Genomic DNA, 17,772 nt, shown 5'->3' with positions numbered 1-17,772 from the left:
TATGAGAGAAATTAGCGCCGAGCAACTGAGGGAAATCTTATCTGAACATCAATTTTGGTTACACACAGGCGGGGGGGATAAAGGTAAAAGGGCGAATTTGCGAGGAGTGGATTTGCGAAGAACGAATTTGCAAAGGGCGAATTTGCGAGGGGCGGATTTGCGAGGGGCGGATTTGCGAGAGGTGGATTTGCGAAGAACGAATTTGCAAAGGGCGAATTTGCGAGGGGCGGATTTGCGAGAGGTGGATTTGCGAGAGGTGGATTTGCGAGGGGCGAATTTGCGAGAGGTGGATTTGCGAAGGGCAAATTTGCGAAGGGCAAATTTATACGAGGTGGATTTGCGAGAGGTGGATTTGCGAGGGGTGGATTTGCGAGGGGCTATAAATACAGAACACGCCTTTGTTGATCAGGCACAACGAGCAATATTAGGATTAACTGATGATGACACAGTAACACAATTACAACAACAAATAAAACACGCCGAACAAGCTATTCAAGAAAAGAAAGAATTAAAGAGAAAAATACAACAATTAGAAGACAACACTCAAAATCAAAAAGATAAGCAAATTGAAATAGATAAATTAGAGGAAAAATTAGAGGAAAAAACAGCGGAAGCCGAACAAGTAGCCCTTTTAAAAATCAAATTAAAGAACGCAACAGTACAACGCGATGAGAGTCAAGACAAAGAATTAGAGGACGCAATCGAAAAAATATCAAATTCCAATAAAGATGGCTCTGACACGCTTAAAACCTATAAAAAAAACTCAACATTCTTAATGCAGTTTGGCATTATTTTGTTTTTCTCGGCAATACTAATAGCAGGGTATATTTACTACAGCAAGATTTTTTCAGTTGATATTAGCAACCTATCCTCCTTCCATTTGGTTCTATTTTCCCCCAGTTTTGTCTTGGCATTTGCTGGCACAGCACTCCTAAGGCACGATTGGAAAATTCGCCAATTAACCCAACAACTGATCACTCAAAATAACCACATTGATATTGCCACAGGCATTTTAACTGCCTCCTTAAATCTAACCAGAATTGACAATATCGAAAAAGAGGAGTTATCACTCCTCAGAGACAGTTTTACCAGCGTGCGTCAAGCCTTATTATTCAAAGAAAACACTTCATCTAACAACACAAACAACCAAGAATCGTTAGACAAAGAAGGAGAACTGTCTGCTAGTATCAAAACACTTTCCCGCTACATTAAAAACATTTAAACAATGAAAAAAATATTTCTATTTTTATTATTAACAACAACATTGACAGTTAAAGCCTTGTCGCCTAACGAAATGCTGATAATGATAGGTGCAGTAAAATATTACAACGAAAACTGTGCTGGGTTAAATACAGCGGGTTATCGCAAAATGAACCAAGGGCTAAAGCGTTTTAAAATGCACAGAACGCCTGTGCCTGTGCTGGAACAACATCCCTTAGCGGTATCAAGCTACCAAACTGCAAAAAAGTTTGGCTGTGAAGGCACAAAGCGAGAGGCTTACAAAGCGGGGTTTGGTCAATACATTAACTAGAGGGTGCGCCCTAAATCACACTGGGGTTTTTGGGGCTAGAAAGTTGTGCCGTATTCGTCTTTTTCGGCTTCGTTTTTTTCGCCTAATTCTAAGACCACAAATGCCACGGCATTAAATTTTTCATCAGATAGGCTTAAATGTGCCTGTTTGATGTTTCGATCGACGAGATATAAGCGTAGTTTTTCACTGGGAATAAAATAGGGTTTGCCTTGTTCGTTGTTTCTAATGGTTAAATCTTGAAAACTGACAATCCTGCCAATGCCTGTGCCTAGGGCTTTAGCAAAAGCTTCTTTGGCAGCAAAGCGTTTGGCACAATACGCAGCACTATCGCCTTTGTTGGCAAATAGCGCTTGTTCGTGTTCAGACAGTACACGGTGTACAAAGCCGTCTTTGTTTTTATTTAATATTTGCTCAACTCGCTCAATATTAATAATATCAGTGCCGACGCCATAAATCATACTCTTGCCTCCAACATTAGATTTTTCATCTCATTAGTAGCAGACTCAAGCCCAACAAATACCGCTCTGGCAATAATTGAATGACCAATATTAAGCTCAACAATCTCAGGTAATTGTGCAATTGCTCTGGTGTTTTCTAGTGTTAGTCCGTGTCCTGCATTGACTTGTAAGCCAATTGAATGGGCATAAGTTGCCATATTTTTAATGCGTTCAAATTCAGCTTGTTGTTCAGCGCCTGTGGTGTCGGCGTAATGTCCAGTATGCAGCTCAATCACGGGTGCACCGCATTGCTTGGCGGCGTCAATTTGGTCTTTTTGTGCATCAATAAACAAGGAGACAACAACATCAGAGGCTTTAAGCTGTGCACAAACATCTGTCATTCTTGAAATTTGACTCACAACATCTAGCCCGCCCTCGGTGGTGAGTTCTTCGCGTTTTTCTGGTACTAGACAACAATCTTGCGGTTTTATTCTGCCAGCAATAGCAATCATCTCATCGGTACTTGCCATTTCTAAATTCATTTTAGTGGTGAGTTTCTCGCGCAAGACAACCACATCCTCATCTTGAATATGGCGTCTGTCTTCACGCAGGTGCAAAGTAATACTGTCTGCACCTGATTTTTCGCATAACAACGCGCCTGCTACTGGGGATGGATAGTTTGTGCCTCTGGCTTGTCTAATTGTGGCTATATGGTCAATATTGACCCCTAAATAAATACTCATTTTGTCTACTTGGTAAAGAATAAAGAGCGACTTTGCAAGGGTTTGTTGCCGAGTAACGGTTGCAATCTCGCCCTGTTTAAATTTCTACATAATTTTAATTGCTCAACATCCGGCCTATTTAATATATCTTTTGCCAACATCCGTTGAATTGTGTTTCCCGATATTTTACCTATGTCGCTACGCACAAAACCAGATTGCGACTGATATTCATAATAAGCCCCTTGTGCAATGTCATCGCCATGCACATCACTCTCTAAATCATAGCCGTAACCTAATTGAAACAATAGATTGTTTTCAAACAATCTGAGCGACCAGTATCTTGCTTGCTGATCTAGTTTGGTAATCTGACTGATGAATGCCTTATAAGCATCAAACAATGCAGCATGCGGGTCTTGTTCTTGTAATAATCTAGCAATCAACTCATTTGTATATATTCCCAGTATCAGCGTTTCTCCTTGTAAATTTCTTGGCTCATCATCTGCCTCCCAAGTCGTTAATGTTTTAAGTTCACCTCTACCAGAAAAAGAGATTTTCATATGTTGAAACATTTGCAAGGGTGTTTTTGACTTGCGCAAGCCTCGCCCCACTAGACGAATCTTGCCGTGCTCTTGGGTAAAAAAATCTAACAATAAAGAAGACTCTTTAAACGCTCGACGATGAATCAAAAAAGCGGAGGTTAAATCAATCTTAGTCATAATTAACCACCAAATACTGTGCTAATATTAATTTTAATTGGGTATCTACAAGGTTGTATGTGCTGTATGTAACTACCTCAAAACTAAATTGCGTCATTGACAAATATCTTTTAATTAATCATATCCCAATGAAGCGAGTGAACGCTTGTCATCAGACCAGCCTTGTTTGACTTTAACCCAAAGTTTTAAAAATACTTTACGCTGCAAAAAACCTTCGATACTTTGACGAGATTCGGTGCCAATGAGCTTTAACATCTCGCCTTTATTGCCGATAACGATGCTTTTTTGTGAGATTTTATCAACAAAAATTCTGGCAGCAATCCTTTGCATTTCACCCTCTAATTCATATTGTTCAATTTCAACAGTAATATCGTAAGGTAATTCATCCGTCAAATGGCGCATTAGCTTTTCACGGATAAATTCAGCAACGACAAATTTTTCACTTCTATCGGTTACATAATCGGCATCAAAAATATTATCCCGCTCTGGTAAATATTTTAAAATTAATGCTCGCAGTGCTTTGGTATCAGGCTTGTTAAACGCTGAAAGTGGGAACAAATCATCAGGTTGATATTTTTTTCCAATTTCTGCTAAAAAAGGCAAAACTGCGCTCTTGTCTTTGAGTTTGTCAATCTTATTCACACACAGTATAACGGGTACTTGCGCTTTTGCTACATGCTCCAAAGCACGAGCATCTTCTTTGGTCCATTTACCTGCCTCAACTAACCACAAAATAATATCAACATCATTAATGCTAGAACTGGCAGCTCTGTTCATATAAGCATTAATAGCCTTAGTGTTGCCAATATGCATACCTGGTGTATCAACAAACACCATTTGATAATCATCAGTGGTGTCAATAGCATGAATACGGTGGCGTGTGGTTTGCGGTCGGTGCGAGGTAATGGAGAGTTTTTGACCAATAAGCTCATTGGTTAAAGTCGATTTACCCACATTTGGGCGACCTATAACTGCAATAAAACCTGCCTTATGATTCATGAGGCTTTTTGCTCTTTTAATTTTTCTAGCAAAACCTCAGCACACATTTGTTCTGCTCTCTTGATGCTTTTGGCTTCTTGTTGAACTTGTATTGATTGGTCTTTTAAAAAGCAATTAATCGTAAATTTTGCATTATGGTCTTTGCCTACAGTTTTGATTAGGTCATACTGTGGTAGTGTTTGCCCAAACTTTTGCAAGCGTTCTTGCAACTGCGTTTTAAAATCTTTTAGAGTGTCATTTGGATTAATGCTCTCTATGTATTCTTTAAACAAATCTAGAATTACCCGATTAACAATATCAAAATCTGCTTCCAAGAAAATAGCACCCAAGATAGCCTCTACTGCATCAGATTGAATAGATTTACGATTGTGTCCGCCACTTTTCAACTCGCCCGAACCCAAAATTAATAAATTTGATAACTCCAGTTTGGTTGCAATCAACGATAGCGTTTGTCCTCTAACCACATAAGACTTAAATCGAGACAGCTTACCCTCAGCAATACTTGGAAAACGCTTATACAACTCACGAGAAACCACCACACCCAATACGCTATCGCCCAAGAACTCAAGACGCTCATTATTACCCTTGCCCATGCTACGATGCGTCAATGCCTGCCTCAATAAAGCAATGTCTTTAAATTGATAATTAATTTTTTTCTGTAATTCGTTCATTGTTTAATAGGTGTCTATATATAATTAACGCCATTATAAAATCCAATTATTCTTATGTTTTGGCAAGAAGATATTAAAGAAGAGCATTTTACGCTTCCTGAGACGATTCAAGATGCTGTGTTTACTATTCACGCCAAAATTTTACCCATTGACCATGCTTATTTTCTGTCTCAGGCATTACTCAAACACCTACCTTGGCTAAAAGAAGCCAATGCTGGTGTGTTTGATATTAGTGTGGCTGATGGCAATGGCTGGGAACAAAACCATGAATCTGGCTTTTACTACCCTTCTAAACGCTCTAAACTTAATATTCGAATGCCTCAAGAAAAGTTAGCTGAGGCGGAGGTTTTGGTTGGAAAAACACTAAATTTAGGCGACTATCAGATTGACATAGTCAAGGCGTTAAAGTCAAAACTGATGAGTGATATGCAAATCGTTTTTGCCAAACATATTATGTGTGACAAAAATGCCAGTGAAGAAACCTTTTTACAAACCTCATTCACACAACTTCAAGCACTAGGTATTCAACCTAAAAAGATGATGGCAGGTTTAAAACGCAAAATATCAATGCCAGAAGGTGCCATTCATACACGCTCTTTGATGATAGCCGACCTCAGAAAAGCAGAATCTGTCAAACTCCAAGAAATAGGCATTGGCAAGCATCGCCTACTAGGTTGTGGACTATTTTTGCCACAAAAAGGCATTGAAAGTGTTAATGCAGTCTAGCAAGACTTTTCTAGCTTAGCAGTTAAATATTTTTTAGTGGTATTTAACCCCAAATTTGCATTGGCTTAACTTTAGGACTACAATCAACGCATGCGCATTGTATTTCTAATATTTTCTTTATGTCTTTCATCCATGTCTGTTGCTCAAGAAGTGCTCAAACAAGGGGATTTTTTAGGTGCAGAAACCATTGATATTTTGCCTGACTGGTTCAAAACAACCTTTATGGATTTTTCTGAAGACTTAGAAGAAGCCTATGACAAAGGTCGTCACGTCATGATTTATTTTCATCAAAATGGCTGCCCTTACTGCGCTAAATTAGTCAAAGATAACTTTCATGATAAGAAATTAGTTGCCAAATTACAAAAAGATTTTGATGTGATTGAAATCAATATGTGGGGCGATACAACTTTGAGCGATTGGACAGGTAAAGATTTTACTGAAAAGGAATTTTCAGCACATATGAAAATCCAGTTTACCCCTACCCTTGTTTTTTTAAATCCTCAGGGGAGAACTCTACTCAGACTCAATGGTTATCAATCTATTGATAAAATGCACACCACGCTAGATTATATTGCCAGCCAAGTCTATCTCACAGAATCTTACGCCGACTACCTTAACAAGTTAAAGAAAAACAAGACTGGTAAGCTTAACTCGCATACAATCTTTGCCTCACCTCCGCATTTATTAATGCGGAGCAAAAACCGACCAGCACAAAAAGTTTTAGCTGTCTTTTTTGAAGAACCAAACTGCACGCAATGTGATTTTTTTCATACTCAATTAATGCCATTAAAGCAAACACAAGACTACTTACAACAAATGCAAGTCGTGCGTTTGGATGCTCTGTCTAATGAAAAATTGATTACCCCATCAGGCCAGCGCACCACCGCCAAAGATTGGTATGAGGCGTTAAAACTTACCTACAAACCTGCCATTGTTTTCTTTGACAAGGCTGGTCATGAAATTATTCGCAAAGATGCTTATTTCAAGCAGTATCACTTGCATAGCATTATGGATTATGTTTTGACAGGTGCATACAAAACTCAGTCAAACTTTCAGCGCTATATTGAGCATAAGTCTGACAAGTTAAGAGAACAAGGGATTACAGTTGATATTTGGAAGTAACTATACTTTCTTGACAAATTCGGATTTAAGCTTCATTCCACCAAAGCTTGGAATTTTACAATCAATATCGTGGTCGCCATCACACAGGCGAATATTTTTAACTTTAGTGCCCACTTTCACCACCGATTGAGAGCCTTTAATTTTTAAATCTTTGATAACGCTTACTGTATCGCCATCCTTCAAAACATTGCCATTTGCATCTTTAATAACACGCTCTTTCTCGTCTAAATCATCCACTGAGAACTCGTAAGCACACTCAGGACACACCAAAAGATTGCCATCTTCATAAACATATTTGGAACTGCATTTTGGGCATTGAGGTAGGTTCATACTGTGAATGGGTATTTCACTGCTGGATGATGCTCATAATCAAGCAGTTCAAAATCATCAATTGTCACCCAAGTTTCTAAATCTTGCAAGGTTTTAATTTCTGGATTGATGTTAAGTTTTGGCAGAGGTAATGGCTCACGATTCATCTGCTCATTTTTAAAAATTTCAACTTGATTTTCGTACAGATGTACATTTGACAAATGGTGACGCATCTTCTTAGCCTTCTTGCCCGTAATTTGCGCGGTAATTAATAATAAAAACGCCACTTGAAAATGATTAAATGGCTGCCCAAGTACATAATCACTACTACGCTGATAACTCTCAAGATACAAATCATCGCCTAATAAATTAAAGTGATGCGTGTGCAAACACGCTGGCAAACATGCACGATGAATAAGATTAGGGTGATTGAAGGTCATAATTTCACGCCTGTCGTCAATACCACGAGATAAATCACTCACAATCTTTTTGTATTGGTCCAGTGGCTCATCGTCTTCAATACCAGGGAAAGCACGACCAATCACACCGTAACAAAGCCCCATATCATCTTCACCTTTTCTATGCGGGTTATCTAACCATGCTTGGTTTTTATTAGCATTGGCATTCCAAGTGTTGCAACCCAATGCTCTAAATTGAGCTGCACTTTGATAGCCACGAATATAACCCAACATTTCAGCAATGGCTAATTTCCAAAAGAGCTGTTTGGTGGTAACCACTGGCACTGTGCCAGCAGACAAGTCATATTCAAAGGTGGTGCCAATAATGGCCAAGGTTTTTTGCCCAGTACGCACATTAGACAGCCATACACCTTCGTCTAAGATTCGTCTGCCAATATCAATATATGCTTTCATCTCAACGCTCTGTTGGCTTTTAAAAGTAAGTAGATGCCCAACATGACCATTGGTAAACTTAATAACTGCCCCATAGTAAGCCAGCCAAATGCCAGATAACCCAACTGCACATCAGGCACTCTAACAAACTCAATTATAAATCTAAACAACCCATACAAAATTAAAAATAACGCAGAAATTGTCATCGGTGCACGCGGTTTCTTGCTAAATATCCACAGAACGACGAATAATACCAAGCCTTCTAAAAAGGCTTCATACAATTGTGATGGATAGCGCGCAACACCCTGCTCTTGAATATAGAGCCCAAACGGACTCGTGGTTACCTTACCCCAAAGCTCGCTATTGATAAAATTACCCAGTCGACCAAAACCTAAACCTAACGGTACAAGTGGTGCAACAAAATCCATCGTCGCAAAAAAGGTTTTGTTGTATTTACGATTAAATAATGCCATCCCCAACAACACGCCTAAAAATCCACCATGAAATGACATGCCGCCATCTTGCACAGCCAAGATAGACAATGGGTCTGACAACAAAGCAGCAAAATTATAAAACAACATATAACCTATACGACCGCCAAAAACAACACCTATGGCGCCGTAGAAAATCATATCTTCTACTTGCTGTTTGCTCCAATCATTCAGTTGCTTAGTGCGATAACTTGCCAATAAGTAAGCACTCAAAAAAGCCAATAGATACATTATGCCGTACCAGTAAATCTGGACAAAGCCTAAGTCTAATGCGATTGGATTGATATCAGGGTATGTCATATAGTATGGTGCGCTCGAGGTGATTTGAACACCCAACATTTGGCTTCGGAGGCCAAGACTCTATCCAATTGAGCTACGAGCGCATAATTAGTATTAGTATGAGACTTTTGCATAAGTAGGGATGATTAGCAAAATGACAAGTTTTGCCGACTTGGTGATTTTATGAAATACAGTCATAGCAAAGTTCATAAAATTGTCAAGTTGGTGAAAAATGGCATTTTGATGATTATTCATATTTATGCAAAGGTCTCAGTATACAAAAGTGTTTAAATTAGTCGTTTTTAGAACAAAAAACCGCTTGCATATTGGCAACTAATTTCAAAATTTTCTCATCTTTTACTTTGCATAAAATCTTATTACCATCACGCCGTGATTCAATAATACCTTTGGTTCTCAGGATATCAATATGCTGAGAAATGTTAGACTGAGAAGAGCCAACTTGCTCTACAATTTCTAACACTGGTAATTCATCACTCTTCAATACACATAAAATCTTTAAACGCAGGGGGTGTGCCATCGCTTTTAGCGCTTTGGTTGCCTTATTAATATCTTCATCTTTTTCTAATAATTTCATCATAATTTTGTTTTTTAAATTCTACCTAACATACCATACACGCCATATCTTCTTACTTTAATCAATACCATTCTTTGATAGTAATTAATCAAATTGTCGTGCCCAAGTGCCACATCAAAAATCTGCCATTTACCTGATTTGCTTTTGTGGAAGGACAAATCAACATTAAAACCGTATCTAGAATAACCCTTGGCGTTTAATCTAACAACAATCATATTACCATCCATTGGTCTTGCATAAACAAAATCAAGCGAACTTGAACGACCTTGTGCTAATTTCGTTAACAAGGTGTTGATAACATTTTGCCTCAATGAATTAGCAAAATATTCAACTTCTTCGTTATTTAGATTTACATGGCTCGCTGACAAGACTTCATCAGCAATATACTCAAAATCAAATAACGGTGTAATTTCCCGATTAACAAGGAAACCCATCATTTGTGGCGAGTAAGTAGCTACATTGGTTAATTGATTGAGTTTAATGATAGTTGTTTGTATCGCTTTAACAGGGCTATCTTTTAGTATTGGCGTTTCGTTTGTTGCCGCTTCATAAAAAGAGGGATTCTCATAGGCAAACACAAGCGATGACACCAACATACTAAATACCAATAGAATTATATTTAATTTTTTCATATTTTTCTCCATTATCTAACAAATAAAACAAGTAAAATTCACAACCTTGTTATTATATCCTTTATTAAACGAATAATTATATTATGATTTTCTTGAATCCCTTAAAACACCCGTTATCTCTAATAATTTTTTGTACTTTTTTTGTACTTAGCGCCTGTAATGCCACAGAAAAAAACGCGGAAAGTAAAAAACTAACTACCACAGAAAAACAAAAGTTAGAAGCATTTTTCAGTGATCTTGAAGCATTTACCCAAGTTTACAGTCAGATTAAAAGACTGTATGTGGAAGATGTTGACAATAAAAAACTATTCACCAACGCCATCAAAGGTATGGTGAGTGGCTTAGACCCACACTCGACTTATTTAGAGCCAAAAGCGCAAAAGTCTTTATTAGAAAGTGCATCGGGTAAGTTTGGCGGATTGGGTATCGTCATCAACAAAAAAGACAATCTTATTCAAGTCATCTCACCGATTGATGACACTCCTGCTTATAAAGCTGGCATTCAAGCGGGTGATAAGATTGTTAAAATTGGTAACAAACCTGTCAACGGTATGTCGTTAGAGGATGGCGTTAAATTGATGCGTGGTAAGCCAGGTAGCGATATTAAAGTTACGATTGTGCGTAAAAATACCAAGCCATTCGTGGTAAAAATTACTCGCGAAATTATCACCATTATCTCAGTCAAAGGCTACTTACTTAAAGATGGCATTGGTTATGTTCGTGTTTCCAGTTTTCAAAAACCAAGCGCTAATTTATTACAAGAAACCCTTAAGCGCCTAGTTGATGAAAACAAAGGTGATTTAAAATCGCTCATTCTTGATTTAAGAAACAACCCAGGGGGTATTTTAGATGGTGCAGTTGATATTTCTAATCTATTCCTTGATGATGCTGGCTTGATTGTTTATACCAAGAGTAGACTTAAAAACAACAACATTAAATTTAGCGCCGACCCAGGCGATGTATTAAATGGTGCACCAATGGTAGTCTTAATTAATGAAGGCTCTGCTTCAGCCTCAGAGATTGTTTCAGGTGCATTGCAAGACCATAAACGCGCAATCATCATGGGTAAGACTTCATTCGGTAAAGGCTCAGTGCAAACTATTCTTGAGCTTGAAGGTGGTTACGGACTTAAAATCACCACTGCAAGATACTACACGCCAAACGGGCGCTCTATTCAAGCTAAAGGTATTGTGCCTGATGTTGAACTGAAAAATATCAGTCTAGAGGATGAAAAGAAAGACGAAATCACCAACACCAAAGAAAGTGATTTGGATGGTCATTTGGAAGTGGAAGATCCTTCTAAATTGTCTTCTAAAGAAATCTTAGATGCACAAGATAAGAAGAAAACAGAGACAGATAAAAAGGTACTTGAAAGACTTGAAAAAGATTATTTTGTGCATGAAGCACGCAACTTACTTAAAGCGCTGACAGTATTACAAAAGTAATGTCCGTCGTTTTTTCAGTTGCAAATCAAAAAGGGGGCGTTGGCAAGACGACGACCGCAGTCAATCTAAGTGCTGCACTTCGAGCTATCAGGAAGCGTGTATTAATGGTTGATATTGACCCACAAGGCAATGCGACAATGGGTTGCGGCATCAATAAACACGACTTAAAAAAATCCACTTGCGAATTATTATTAGGCGAATGTAGCATTGAAGATGCTATTATGCATTCAGACAAAGTAAAAATTGATGTTATTCCTTCCAATACCGATTTAATCGCCGCTGAAATTGCCTTAATAAGAAACGGCAACTCAGAATATCTATTAAAAGAAGCGCTTGCCAAAGTTAGCAACAAATACGATTACATTATTATTGACTGTCCGCCTTCACTAAATATGCTGACTATTAATGCATTTACTGCATCTGATGGTATTCTTATTCCAATGCAATGCGAGTATTATGCATTAGAAGGTCTTAGTGCACTCATACAAACGATTGAAAGAATTCAGGCAACCACCAACCCTGATTTAGAAATCACCGGCTTAATAAGAACTATGTATGACACACGCAATAGACTGTCAAATGAAGTTTCAGTACAACTACAACAATACTTTTCAAAAAAAGTATTTAAAACCATTATCCCTAGAAATATAAAATTAGCAGAAGCACCAAGTTTCGGTCAAGCGGCAATTAATTACGCAAGATCCTCCAAAGGTGCAATTTCCTATGTTTCACTGGCAAGTGAGATTGTTGGAAAACAAAAAATGTTAAATTAAGTATGGCAAACTCTTCAAAATTAGGTCGTGGATTAGATATCTTACTAGGACAAGCATCCAGCAACGAAAAATCCGATAACAACCTCAAAATCTTAGGCGTTAATGAGTTGCAGCGTGGTCAATTCCAGCCCAGAGATGATATTAACCCTGATACGCTAAACGAACTTGCTAACTCAATCTCAGCGCAAGGTATTATTCAGCCGCTAGTTGCTCGCAAAATTACCTACGATAAATATGAAATCATCGCTGGAGAACGACGCTGGCGCGCCGCTAAGATTGCTGGACTAACAACAGTCCCAGTCATTGTTCGTGAAATTAACGACCAAGTTGCCTTAGCCATTGGTCTGATTGAAAATATCCAGCGTGAGGCACTAACGCCACTTGAAGAAGCCAAAGCACTACGCCAGTTAATTGAAGATTTTAAAATGACACATGAGGAAATCTCACATGTGGTCGGTCGTTCTCGTTCTAGCGTTAGTAATTTAATCCGCCTATTGCAACTGGGCGATAATGCCAAGCAATTACTCAGTAATGGCGATATAGAAATGGGCCATGGGCGTGCCTTGCTACCCTTGAGCAATGAGCAACAGTTTGAAGTTGGCAATCAGGTCGTGCAAAAATCTTTGTCTGTGCGCCAAACGGAAGAATTGGTTAAAAGAGTGCTAAATCCAAAGCCGGCTATATCTAATACAATTGAACCTCATATTAAAATACATATGGATTCTTTAAGCAAAAAACTTAACTCAAAAACTGAGATTAAAGACAATGATAACAAAGGTAGAATTATTATTCATTATCAATCTGAAGATGAACTTAATAATATCCTAAACCATATCAAATAATTTTTTATTTCCTTTCTAGCAAGAGCAATACAGCTAAGCGCTTTTAATCAATGACGCCATTACGGCTAAAGGTGAAAGTTTTCAATGCTTTGATAGGATTGGAAAATAACCCACCAATATCACCATGTGCCCAAATATAAAAGGCTCTACCGATAATATACTCCTCAGGGACAAAACCCCAGAAGCGACTGTCACTACTGTGATTTCGGTTATCACCCATAACAAAATAATGCCCTTCAGGGACAGTGATTCTCACACTACGAGAACTAACATAAGGCCGTAACAAAATATCGTGTGGATTGTTATCTAGCAACTCACGATAACGCCCATGTCCCGTCATTTCAATACCTTTCTCAAACCCTGTATAGGTGCCGATTTTTTGGCGTTCAATCACTCTGCCATTTACCGTAAGTCTGTCTTTAATGTATTCAATCCTATCACCTGGGAGTCCAATCACACGCTTGATAAAATCTGCACCTTTGTAAGCTTTACCCCGCTCATAATTAGGGTACCTAAACACCACGACATCACCACGCTGTGGGTCACCAATATCCACCAACTCAGTGTTTAACACTGGCAAGTGAATGCCATAAGAAATTTTATCCACTAATAAAAAATCATAAGTTAGAAATGTTGGCATCATTGAGTTAGACGGGATCCTAAAAGGCTCTACTATAAAACCTCTCAGTAAAAAAACCAGCAACAATACCGGATAAAACTCTGCTGCTAATTGCACAATTTTAGAGCGATGCGCATATTTTTCTGCTTTATTAAACTTCAAAAAACAGGCAAAGTACAGCCATTTACTCAGCAAAGATTTTTTCTCTGAGTGTGTGTTCACTTCTGCCTCTGCCTCGCCCATAAAAAAATGATCAGCAAGCACGATAATAAATGCCAAAACCAGAAATACTGCTAAGTAAGAAGAAACATCCCAAGCAAGGAATGATGATGCGTTTTCAATAGTCATATAAAAAATAAGGAAAAGATAAAGTTGTTTATTATATAATAATTTCTTTTATTGTTTTGGAGAACAAGATGGCATTAGCAGATTTAGAAAGAGACGGACATGGTTACTTAGTTGACCTCAACCAATGGGACGAGAGTATCGCTGCAGAACTTGCAGAAGAAGAAGGGGTTAATTTAACAGATGAAAGTCTTAAACTCATCAACTTCTTGCGTGATGAATACATTAATAACAACGCCAACCAGCCTAATGAGCGCAATATGGTTAAAGGTTTGAAAGGCGACTGGGAAGGTAAACTAACCACCAAAGAACTTTACACACTCTTCCCAAAAGGCCCCGCTAAACAAGCAGGGAAAATTGCAGGGCTACCTGAAACTAAGCGCAAAGGCGGCTACTAAATTTAAAATTTTCAATAAAAAAGCGCTCATTGAGCGCTTTTTTATTATTTATCATTTTAAATTTCTACAATATTCATACCGATAGAATTTGCCAATTCAACAAAATTTGGAAATGAGGTTTTGACATTGTCCACATCGTTGATTTCAATGGCATGCTCACATCTAAGTGATGCTACAGCAAAAGACATTGAAATACGGTGGTCGTGGTGTGATTCAATCATACCCTTTGGTTGCTGAAAAGTACCGCCTTGAATTTTAATACCCTCTTCTAACACTTCATTTTCAATACCAAGCATATCCAAACCATCTGCCATGACTTGAATACGGTCGCTCTCTTTCACTCGTAATTCTTTTGCACCCGTTAAAACCGTCTCACCCTGTGCACAGCTTGCTGCAATAAATATCGCTGGAAATTCATCAATAGCAAGAGGTACTAATTCTACTGGAATATGAATGCCTTTTAACTGTGATGATTGAACGCGGATATCAGCCAACAATTCACCGCCAATTTCTCGTTTATTTGACAAACTAAGACTGGCACCCATTAACTGCAAAATATCGATCACACCTATGCGTGTTGGATTAATATTAACACCTTCTAGTGTGAGGTCTGATTGTGGGGCAATAGCAGCTGCCACCATAAAAAATGTAGCGGAAGATATATCACTGGGTACTTGGATTTTCGTCGCAGTTAACGCTCCACCGCCACTTAGGCACATTTTATGACCCTCTACCTTTACAGCATACCCCAAACCTTTAAGCATTCGTTCAGTATGGTCACGCGTGGTTTCTGGCTCACTCACACAAGTCTTGCCCTGTGCATATAAACCAGCCAACAATACGCAAGATTTTACCTGTGCTGATGCTACTGGCAAATCGTAATCAATACCTTTAAGCAACTGCGCACCTTTAATCTTTAATGGAGGTTTACCGTTATTACTTTCAATCACTGCACCCATTTTTGTTAATGGATCAATCACCCTGCCCATCGGACGCCTGGATAAGGATTCATCCCCTACCAACTCAGCGTCAAAATTTTGAGCCGCTAAAATACCTGACATCAGGCGCATAGAAGTACCAGAATTGCCCAAATCAAGCGCTGAATCAGGCTGCTTAAGTCCATGTAGCCCAACACCATGAATCACTACTTTGTCGACGTCTCGTTCAATCTTGACACCCATTTTTTGAAAAGCCTTAAGCGTGGCTAGGGCGTCTTCTCCTTGTAGGAAACCACTGACTTCTGTTATACCCTTTGCCAATGAGCCAAGCATAATACTACGATGTGAGATAGACTTATCCCCTGGTACTTTGAGCTTGCCTAATAATTTCTTGGCAGGTTGAATGATAAATTTACTCATTTAACCAATCATCCCTTGCAGTTTTAGCATTAATAAACAATTGCTTTATCTCTTTTGCTTTGCCCTCTTTAATCAAATTTGAGAGTTTATCTAGGCTTTGTTGAAAGCCTGCAATATGCTTAACAATTTCATTAGGGTTGTTGATACAAATATCACGCCACATTGTCGCATCGCTTGAGGCAATACGAGAGAAATCTTTAAACCCACCTGCAGCATAATCAAGCGCATTTGAATGACTCTGAATTAAATAATCCATCAATGAAAATGCCAACATATGTGGTAAATGCGAGGTCATTGCCAATAAATCATCGTGTATTTTGTCATTCATAATCTCCACCTTTGCACCCAGCGCTTGCCAACATTCACTCACATACTCAATTGCTTGTGTGTCGGCATTATCCGTTGGTGTGAGAATAACGCGTTTATTGTTAAACAAACTGCCCTCTGCTGCCACTACACCATTTTGCTCTTTACCCGCAATGGGGTGTGCTGGAATAAACCTAGGTGGCATGGCGCCAAATACTTCTTTAGCAATCGCAATCACGCTGCCTTTGGTGCTGCCAACATCACAGATAATAATACGATCATTAATGTGTGGCTTAATAAGTTCAAGAATATTTTTAAAACTGTTGACTGGTGTCGCAATGAGCACCAATTCTGCCCCAGATAATGCCCGTGCAATATCCAAACTATAGGTATCAATTGCACCCAGTTTTTGCGCTTGTTGTAAATGCGCCTCATTTCTGCCAAAGCCGGCAATTTCAATTTTTCGTGTGTTTTTTAGGCCTAAGGCAAATGAGCCACCAATCAATCCAACACCGATGATACAAATCTTATTCATAAGATAGATTTTAACGCAATAAGGAATTTTTTATTCTCGTTTTTTGTGCCAACAGAAACTCTTAAATAACCTTCCATTTCCACAGGACGCACAATAAAGCCTTTTTTCAATAAAGCTTGATAAACCATATTTGGCTTATCCACTTTCACAGCAATAAAGTTTGCTGATGATGGAATATAGGATAAACCTAACGCCTCAAATTCATTGCTAAGTTGCAACAGTCCTTGCCTATTAGAGACAATAGATTCTTGCAAAAAATTTTCATCTGCCAAAGCAGCAATTGCTGCACTTTGTGCAATCTGATTAACATTAAAAGGCTGACGAATGCGATTTAAATAATCAGCAATCTCGCCACTTGAAAGGGAATACCCCACCCGCAAAGCTGCCAAGCCATACGCCTTAGAAAAAGTACGCGTAATCACTAAATTATCAAACGCTTGCAGCCAGCCAATAGTAATATCATTAATATCTAAATACTCAACATACGCTTGGTCTAATACCACCATGACTGAACCTGGCACTTTTGACAAAAATGCATAAACCGCGGCGTCTTCCAATAAGGTACCCGTCGGATTATTAGGATTGGCAATAAAAATTAGTTTAGTCTTATTGGTAATCGCCAAGAGCATCGCATCCAAGTCATGACCAAAGTCATTTGCAGGAGTGATGACTGCTTTAGCACCCAATGCTTTAGTAACCAAAGGGTAAACCACAAAAGCATATTGCGAAAAAATCACCTCATCACTCGCATGACACAGACTTATTCTAGCCAATAACTCCAAAATATCGTTAGAACCATTGCCCAATGTAATGTGCTCGCTAGATATCGACAAATACTTAGCTATTGATTGCTTGAGTTCAAAGCCATTGCCATCAGGATAGCGCCCTACTTCAGTGATGGCTTGCTCAATTGCCATGCGCACTTTATTACTAACAGGCAAGGGATTTTCATTACTGGCGAGTTTCACAACTTCATCCAAGCCCAACTCGCGTTGTAGCTCGCTAATAGGTTTACCTCCCTGATATACCTTCAGGGAAAGTATAGACTCACAAATATGCATGCTATTTTT

At 38.6% G+C, this 17,772-nt stretch carries 23 protein-coding genes and 1 tRNA gene; 8 read left to right on the top strand and 16 right to left on the bottom strand.

All coding sequences use genetic code 11. The features are described from left to right. Position 1: 1 nt before the first annotated feature. Together BBROOKSOX_RS12440 and BBROOKSOX_RS00840 are read left to right on the top strand one after the other, a co-directional pair. Entirely contained in the window at positions 2-1,222 is a 1,221-nt protein-coding gene (locus BBROOKSOX_RS12440; protein WP_139659270.1) for a pentapeptide repeat-containing protein, read from the top strand. 3 nt (positions 1,223-1,225) lie between these two features. Next, the gene (locus tag BBROOKSOX_RS00840) at positions 1,226-1,531 is read left to right on the top strand and encodes a hypothetical protein (protein ID WP_139659269.1); all 306 of its coding nucleotides are present in this window, start codon (positions 1,226-1,228) and stop codon (positions 1,529-1,531) included. A gap of 35 nt (positions 1,532-1,566) precedes the next feature. Here the strand turns inward: BBROOKSOX_RS00840 and acpS are convergent, their stop codons facing one another. The 5 genes from acpS to rnc form a co-directional block, all read right to left on the bottom strand. Further along, entirely contained in the window at positions 1,567-1,989 is a 423-nt protein-coding gene (gene acpS / locus BBROOKSOX_RS00835; RefSeq protein WP_139659268.1) for a holo-ACP synthase, read from the bottom strand. Then, on the bottom strand, positions 1,986-2,711 hold the full coding sequence (gene pdxJ / locus BBROOKSOX_RS00830) for a pyridoxine 5'-phosphate synthase (protein ID WP_139659267.1): 726 nt from the start codon (positions 2,709-2,711) through the stop codon (positions 1,986-1,988). Before pdxJ ends, acpS begins: the two co-directional genes overlap by 4 nt. 5 nt (positions 2,712-2,716) lie before the next feature. Beyond that, positions 2,717-3,406, bottom strand: coding sequence for a DNA repair protein RecO (gene recO / locus BBROOKSOX_RS00825; RefSeq protein ID WP_139659266.1), 690 nt, complete (start codon positions 3,404-3,406; stop codon positions 2,717-2,719). Positions 3,407-3,520: 114 nt separating this feature from the next. Continuing rightward, complete coding sequence (gene era / locus BBROOKSOX_RS00820) at positions 3,521-4,405, bottom strand: GTPase Era (protein ID WP_139659265.1); 885 nt, start codon at positions 4,403-4,405, stop codon at positions 3,521-3,523. Continuing rightward, positions 4,402-5,076 (bottom strand): ribonuclease III, encoded by a 675-nt coding sequence (gene rnc, locus BBROOKSOX_RS00815; protein ID WP_139659264.1) that lies wholly within the window; start codon positions 5,074-5,076, stop codon positions 4,402-4,404. Before rnc ends, era begins: the two co-directional genes overlap by 4 nt. Positions 5,077-5,130: 54 nt before the next feature. Here rnc and cas6 point away from each other — a divergent pair, with 54 nt between their 5' ends. Then, on the top strand, positions 5,131-5,802 hold the full coding sequence (gene cas6 / locus BBROOKSOX_RS00810; RefSeq protein ID WP_139659263.1) for a type I-MYXAN CRISPR-associated protein Cas6/Cmx6: 672 nt from the start codon (positions 5,131-5,133) through the stop codon (positions 5,800-5,802). Between the two features lie 132 nt (positions 5,803-5,934). Then, positions 5,935-6,924 carry a thioredoxin family protein gene (locus BBROOKSOX_RS00805; protein ID WP_218973688.1) on the top strand — a complete coding sequence of 330 codons (990 nt, stop codon included), beginning with the start codon at positions 5,935-5,937 and terminating at the stop codon, positions 6,922-6,924. Here BBROOKSOX_RS00805 and BBROOKSOX_RS00800 read toward each other — a convergent pair whose 3' ends face one another. The 7 genes from BBROOKSOX_RS00800 to BBROOKSOX_RS00770 form a co-directional block, all read right to left on the bottom strand. After that, on the bottom strand, positions 6,925-7,254 hold the full coding sequence (locus BBROOKSOX_RS00800) for a zinc ribbon domain-containing protein YjdM (RefSeq protein ID WP_139659261.1): 330 nt from the start codon (positions 7,252-7,254) through the stop codon (positions 6,925-6,927). Next, positions 7,251-8,105 carry a thymidylate synthase gene (gene thyA, locus BBROOKSOX_RS00795; protein WP_139659260.1) on the bottom strand — a complete coding sequence of 285 codons (855 nt, stop codon included), beginning with the start codon at positions 8,103-8,105 and terminating at the stop codon, positions 7,251-7,253. Before thyA ends, BBROOKSOX_RS00800 begins: the two co-directional genes overlap by 4 nt. Continuing rightward, the gene (lgt, locus tag BBROOKSOX_RS00790; protein ID WP_139659259.1) at positions 8,102-8,875 is read right to left on the bottom strand and encodes a prolipoprotein diacylglyceryl transferase; all 774 of its coding nucleotides are present in this window, start codon (positions 8,873-8,875) and stop codon (positions 8,102-8,104) included. Before lgt ends, thyA begins: the two co-directional genes overlap by 4 nt. Before the next feature lie 6 nt (positions 8,876-8,881). Beyond that, positions 8,882-8,958 (bottom strand) — tRNA-Arg (locus BBROOKSOX_RS00785). Positions 8,959-8,968: 10 nt separating this feature from the next. After that, the gene (locus tag BBROOKSOX_RS00780; RefSeq protein ID WP_180323796.1) at positions 8,969-9,109 is read right to left on the bottom strand and encodes a hypothetical protein; all 141 of its coding nucleotides are present in this window, start codon (positions 9,107-9,109) and stop codon (positions 8,969-8,971) included. 37 nt (positions 9,110-9,146) lie between these two features. Beyond that, on the bottom strand, positions 9,147-9,452 hold the full coding sequence (locus BBROOKSOX_RS00775) for an ArsR/SmtB family transcription factor (RefSeq protein ID WP_139659258.1): 306 nt from the start codon (positions 9,450-9,452) through the stop codon (positions 9,147-9,149). An 11-nt stretch (positions 9,453-9,463) separates the two neighbouring features. Continuing rightward, the gene (locus tag BBROOKSOX_RS00770; protein WP_180323795.1) at positions 9,464-10,081 is read right to left on the bottom strand and encodes an ABC transporter substrate-binding protein; all 618 of its coding nucleotides are present in this window, start codon (positions 10,079-10,081) and stop codon (positions 9,464-9,466) included. Between the two features lie 83 nt (positions 10,082-10,164). On the opposite strand from BBROOKSOX_RS00770, the gene BBROOKSOX_RS00765 reads away from it, so the two are divergent. Genes BBROOKSOX_RS00765 through BBROOKSOX_RS00755 form a run of 3 tightly spaced genes read left to right on the top strand, consistent with a single transcriptional unit; the run spans position 10,165 to position 13,141 of the window. Further along, on the top strand, positions 10,165-11,526 hold the full coding sequence (locus tag BBROOKSOX_RS00765; protein WP_139659256.1) for a S41 family peptidase: 1,362 nt from the start codon (positions 10,165-10,167) through the stop codon (positions 11,524-11,526). Beyond that, positions 11,526-12,299 (top strand): ParA family protein, encoded by a 774-nt coding sequence (locus BBROOKSOX_RS00760; protein ID WP_139659255.1) that lies wholly within the window; start codon positions 11,526-11,528, stop codon positions 12,297-12,299. Before BBROOKSOX_RS00765 ends, BBROOKSOX_RS00760 begins: the two co-directional genes overlap by 1 nt. Before the next feature lie 2 nt (positions 12,300-12,301). Continuing rightward, positions 12,302-13,141, top strand: coding sequence for a ParB/RepB/Spo0J family partition protein (locus BBROOKSOX_RS00755; protein WP_139659254.1), 840 nt, complete (start codon positions 12,302-12,304; stop codon positions 13,139-13,141). A 43-nt stretch (positions 13,142-13,184) separates the two neighbouring features. Here BBROOKSOX_RS00755 and lepB read toward each other — a convergent pair whose 3' ends face one another. Next, entirely contained in the window at positions 13,185-14,108 is a 924-nt protein-coding gene (lepB, locus tag BBROOKSOX_RS00750) for a signal peptidase I (RefSeq protein ID WP_139659253.1), read from the bottom strand. A 68-nt stretch (positions 14,109-14,176) separates the two neighbouring features. Between lepB and BBROOKSOX_RS00745 the strand changes: the two genes are divergently transcribed. After that, on the top strand, positions 14,177-14,503 hold the full coding sequence (locus BBROOKSOX_RS00745; protein ID WP_139659252.1) for a TusE/DsrC/DsvC family sulfur relay protein: 327 nt from the start codon (positions 14,177-14,179) through the stop codon (positions 14,501-14,503). Positions 14,504-14,559: 56 nt separating this feature from the next. On the opposite strand, the gene aroA is transcribed toward BBROOKSOX_RS00745, so the two are convergent. Genes aroA through hisC form a run of 3 tightly spaced genes read right to left on the bottom strand, consistent with a single transcriptional unit; the run spans position 14,560 to position 17,763 of the window. After that, on the bottom strand, positions 14,560-15,861 hold the full coding sequence (gene aroA / locus BBROOKSOX_RS00740) for a 3-phosphoshikimate 1-carboxyvinyltransferase (protein WP_139659251.1): 1,302 nt from the start codon (positions 15,859-15,861) through the stop codon (positions 14,560-14,562). Continuing rightward, positions 15,854-16,702 carry a prephenate dehydrogenase gene (locus tag BBROOKSOX_RS00735; protein WP_139659250.1) on the bottom strand — a complete coding sequence of 283 codons (849 nt, stop codon included), beginning with the start codon at positions 16,700-16,702 and terminating at the stop codon, positions 15,854-15,856. Before BBROOKSOX_RS00735 ends, aroA begins: the two co-directional genes overlap by 8 nt. Beyond that, positions 16,699-17,763 (bottom strand): histidinol-phosphate transaminase, encoded by a 1,065-nt coding sequence (gene hisC / locus BBROOKSOX_RS00730; RefSeq protein ID WP_139659287.1) that lies wholly within the window; start codon positions 17,761-17,763, stop codon positions 16,699-16,701. The genes BBROOKSOX_RS00735 and hisC overlap by 4 nt, the downstream gene beginning before the upstream one ends. Positions 17,764-17,772 lie beyond the last annotated feature (9 nt).

The sequence above is a fragment of the bacterium endosymbiont of Bathymodiolus sp. 5 South genome (assembly GCF_900128535.1).
In the GTDB taxonomy this organism is placed as follows: Bacteria; Pseudomonadota; Gammaproteobacteria; order PS1; family Pseudothioglobaceae; genus Thiodubiliella.
This window is presented reverse-complemented; position numbering and strand designations above follow the sequence as displayed.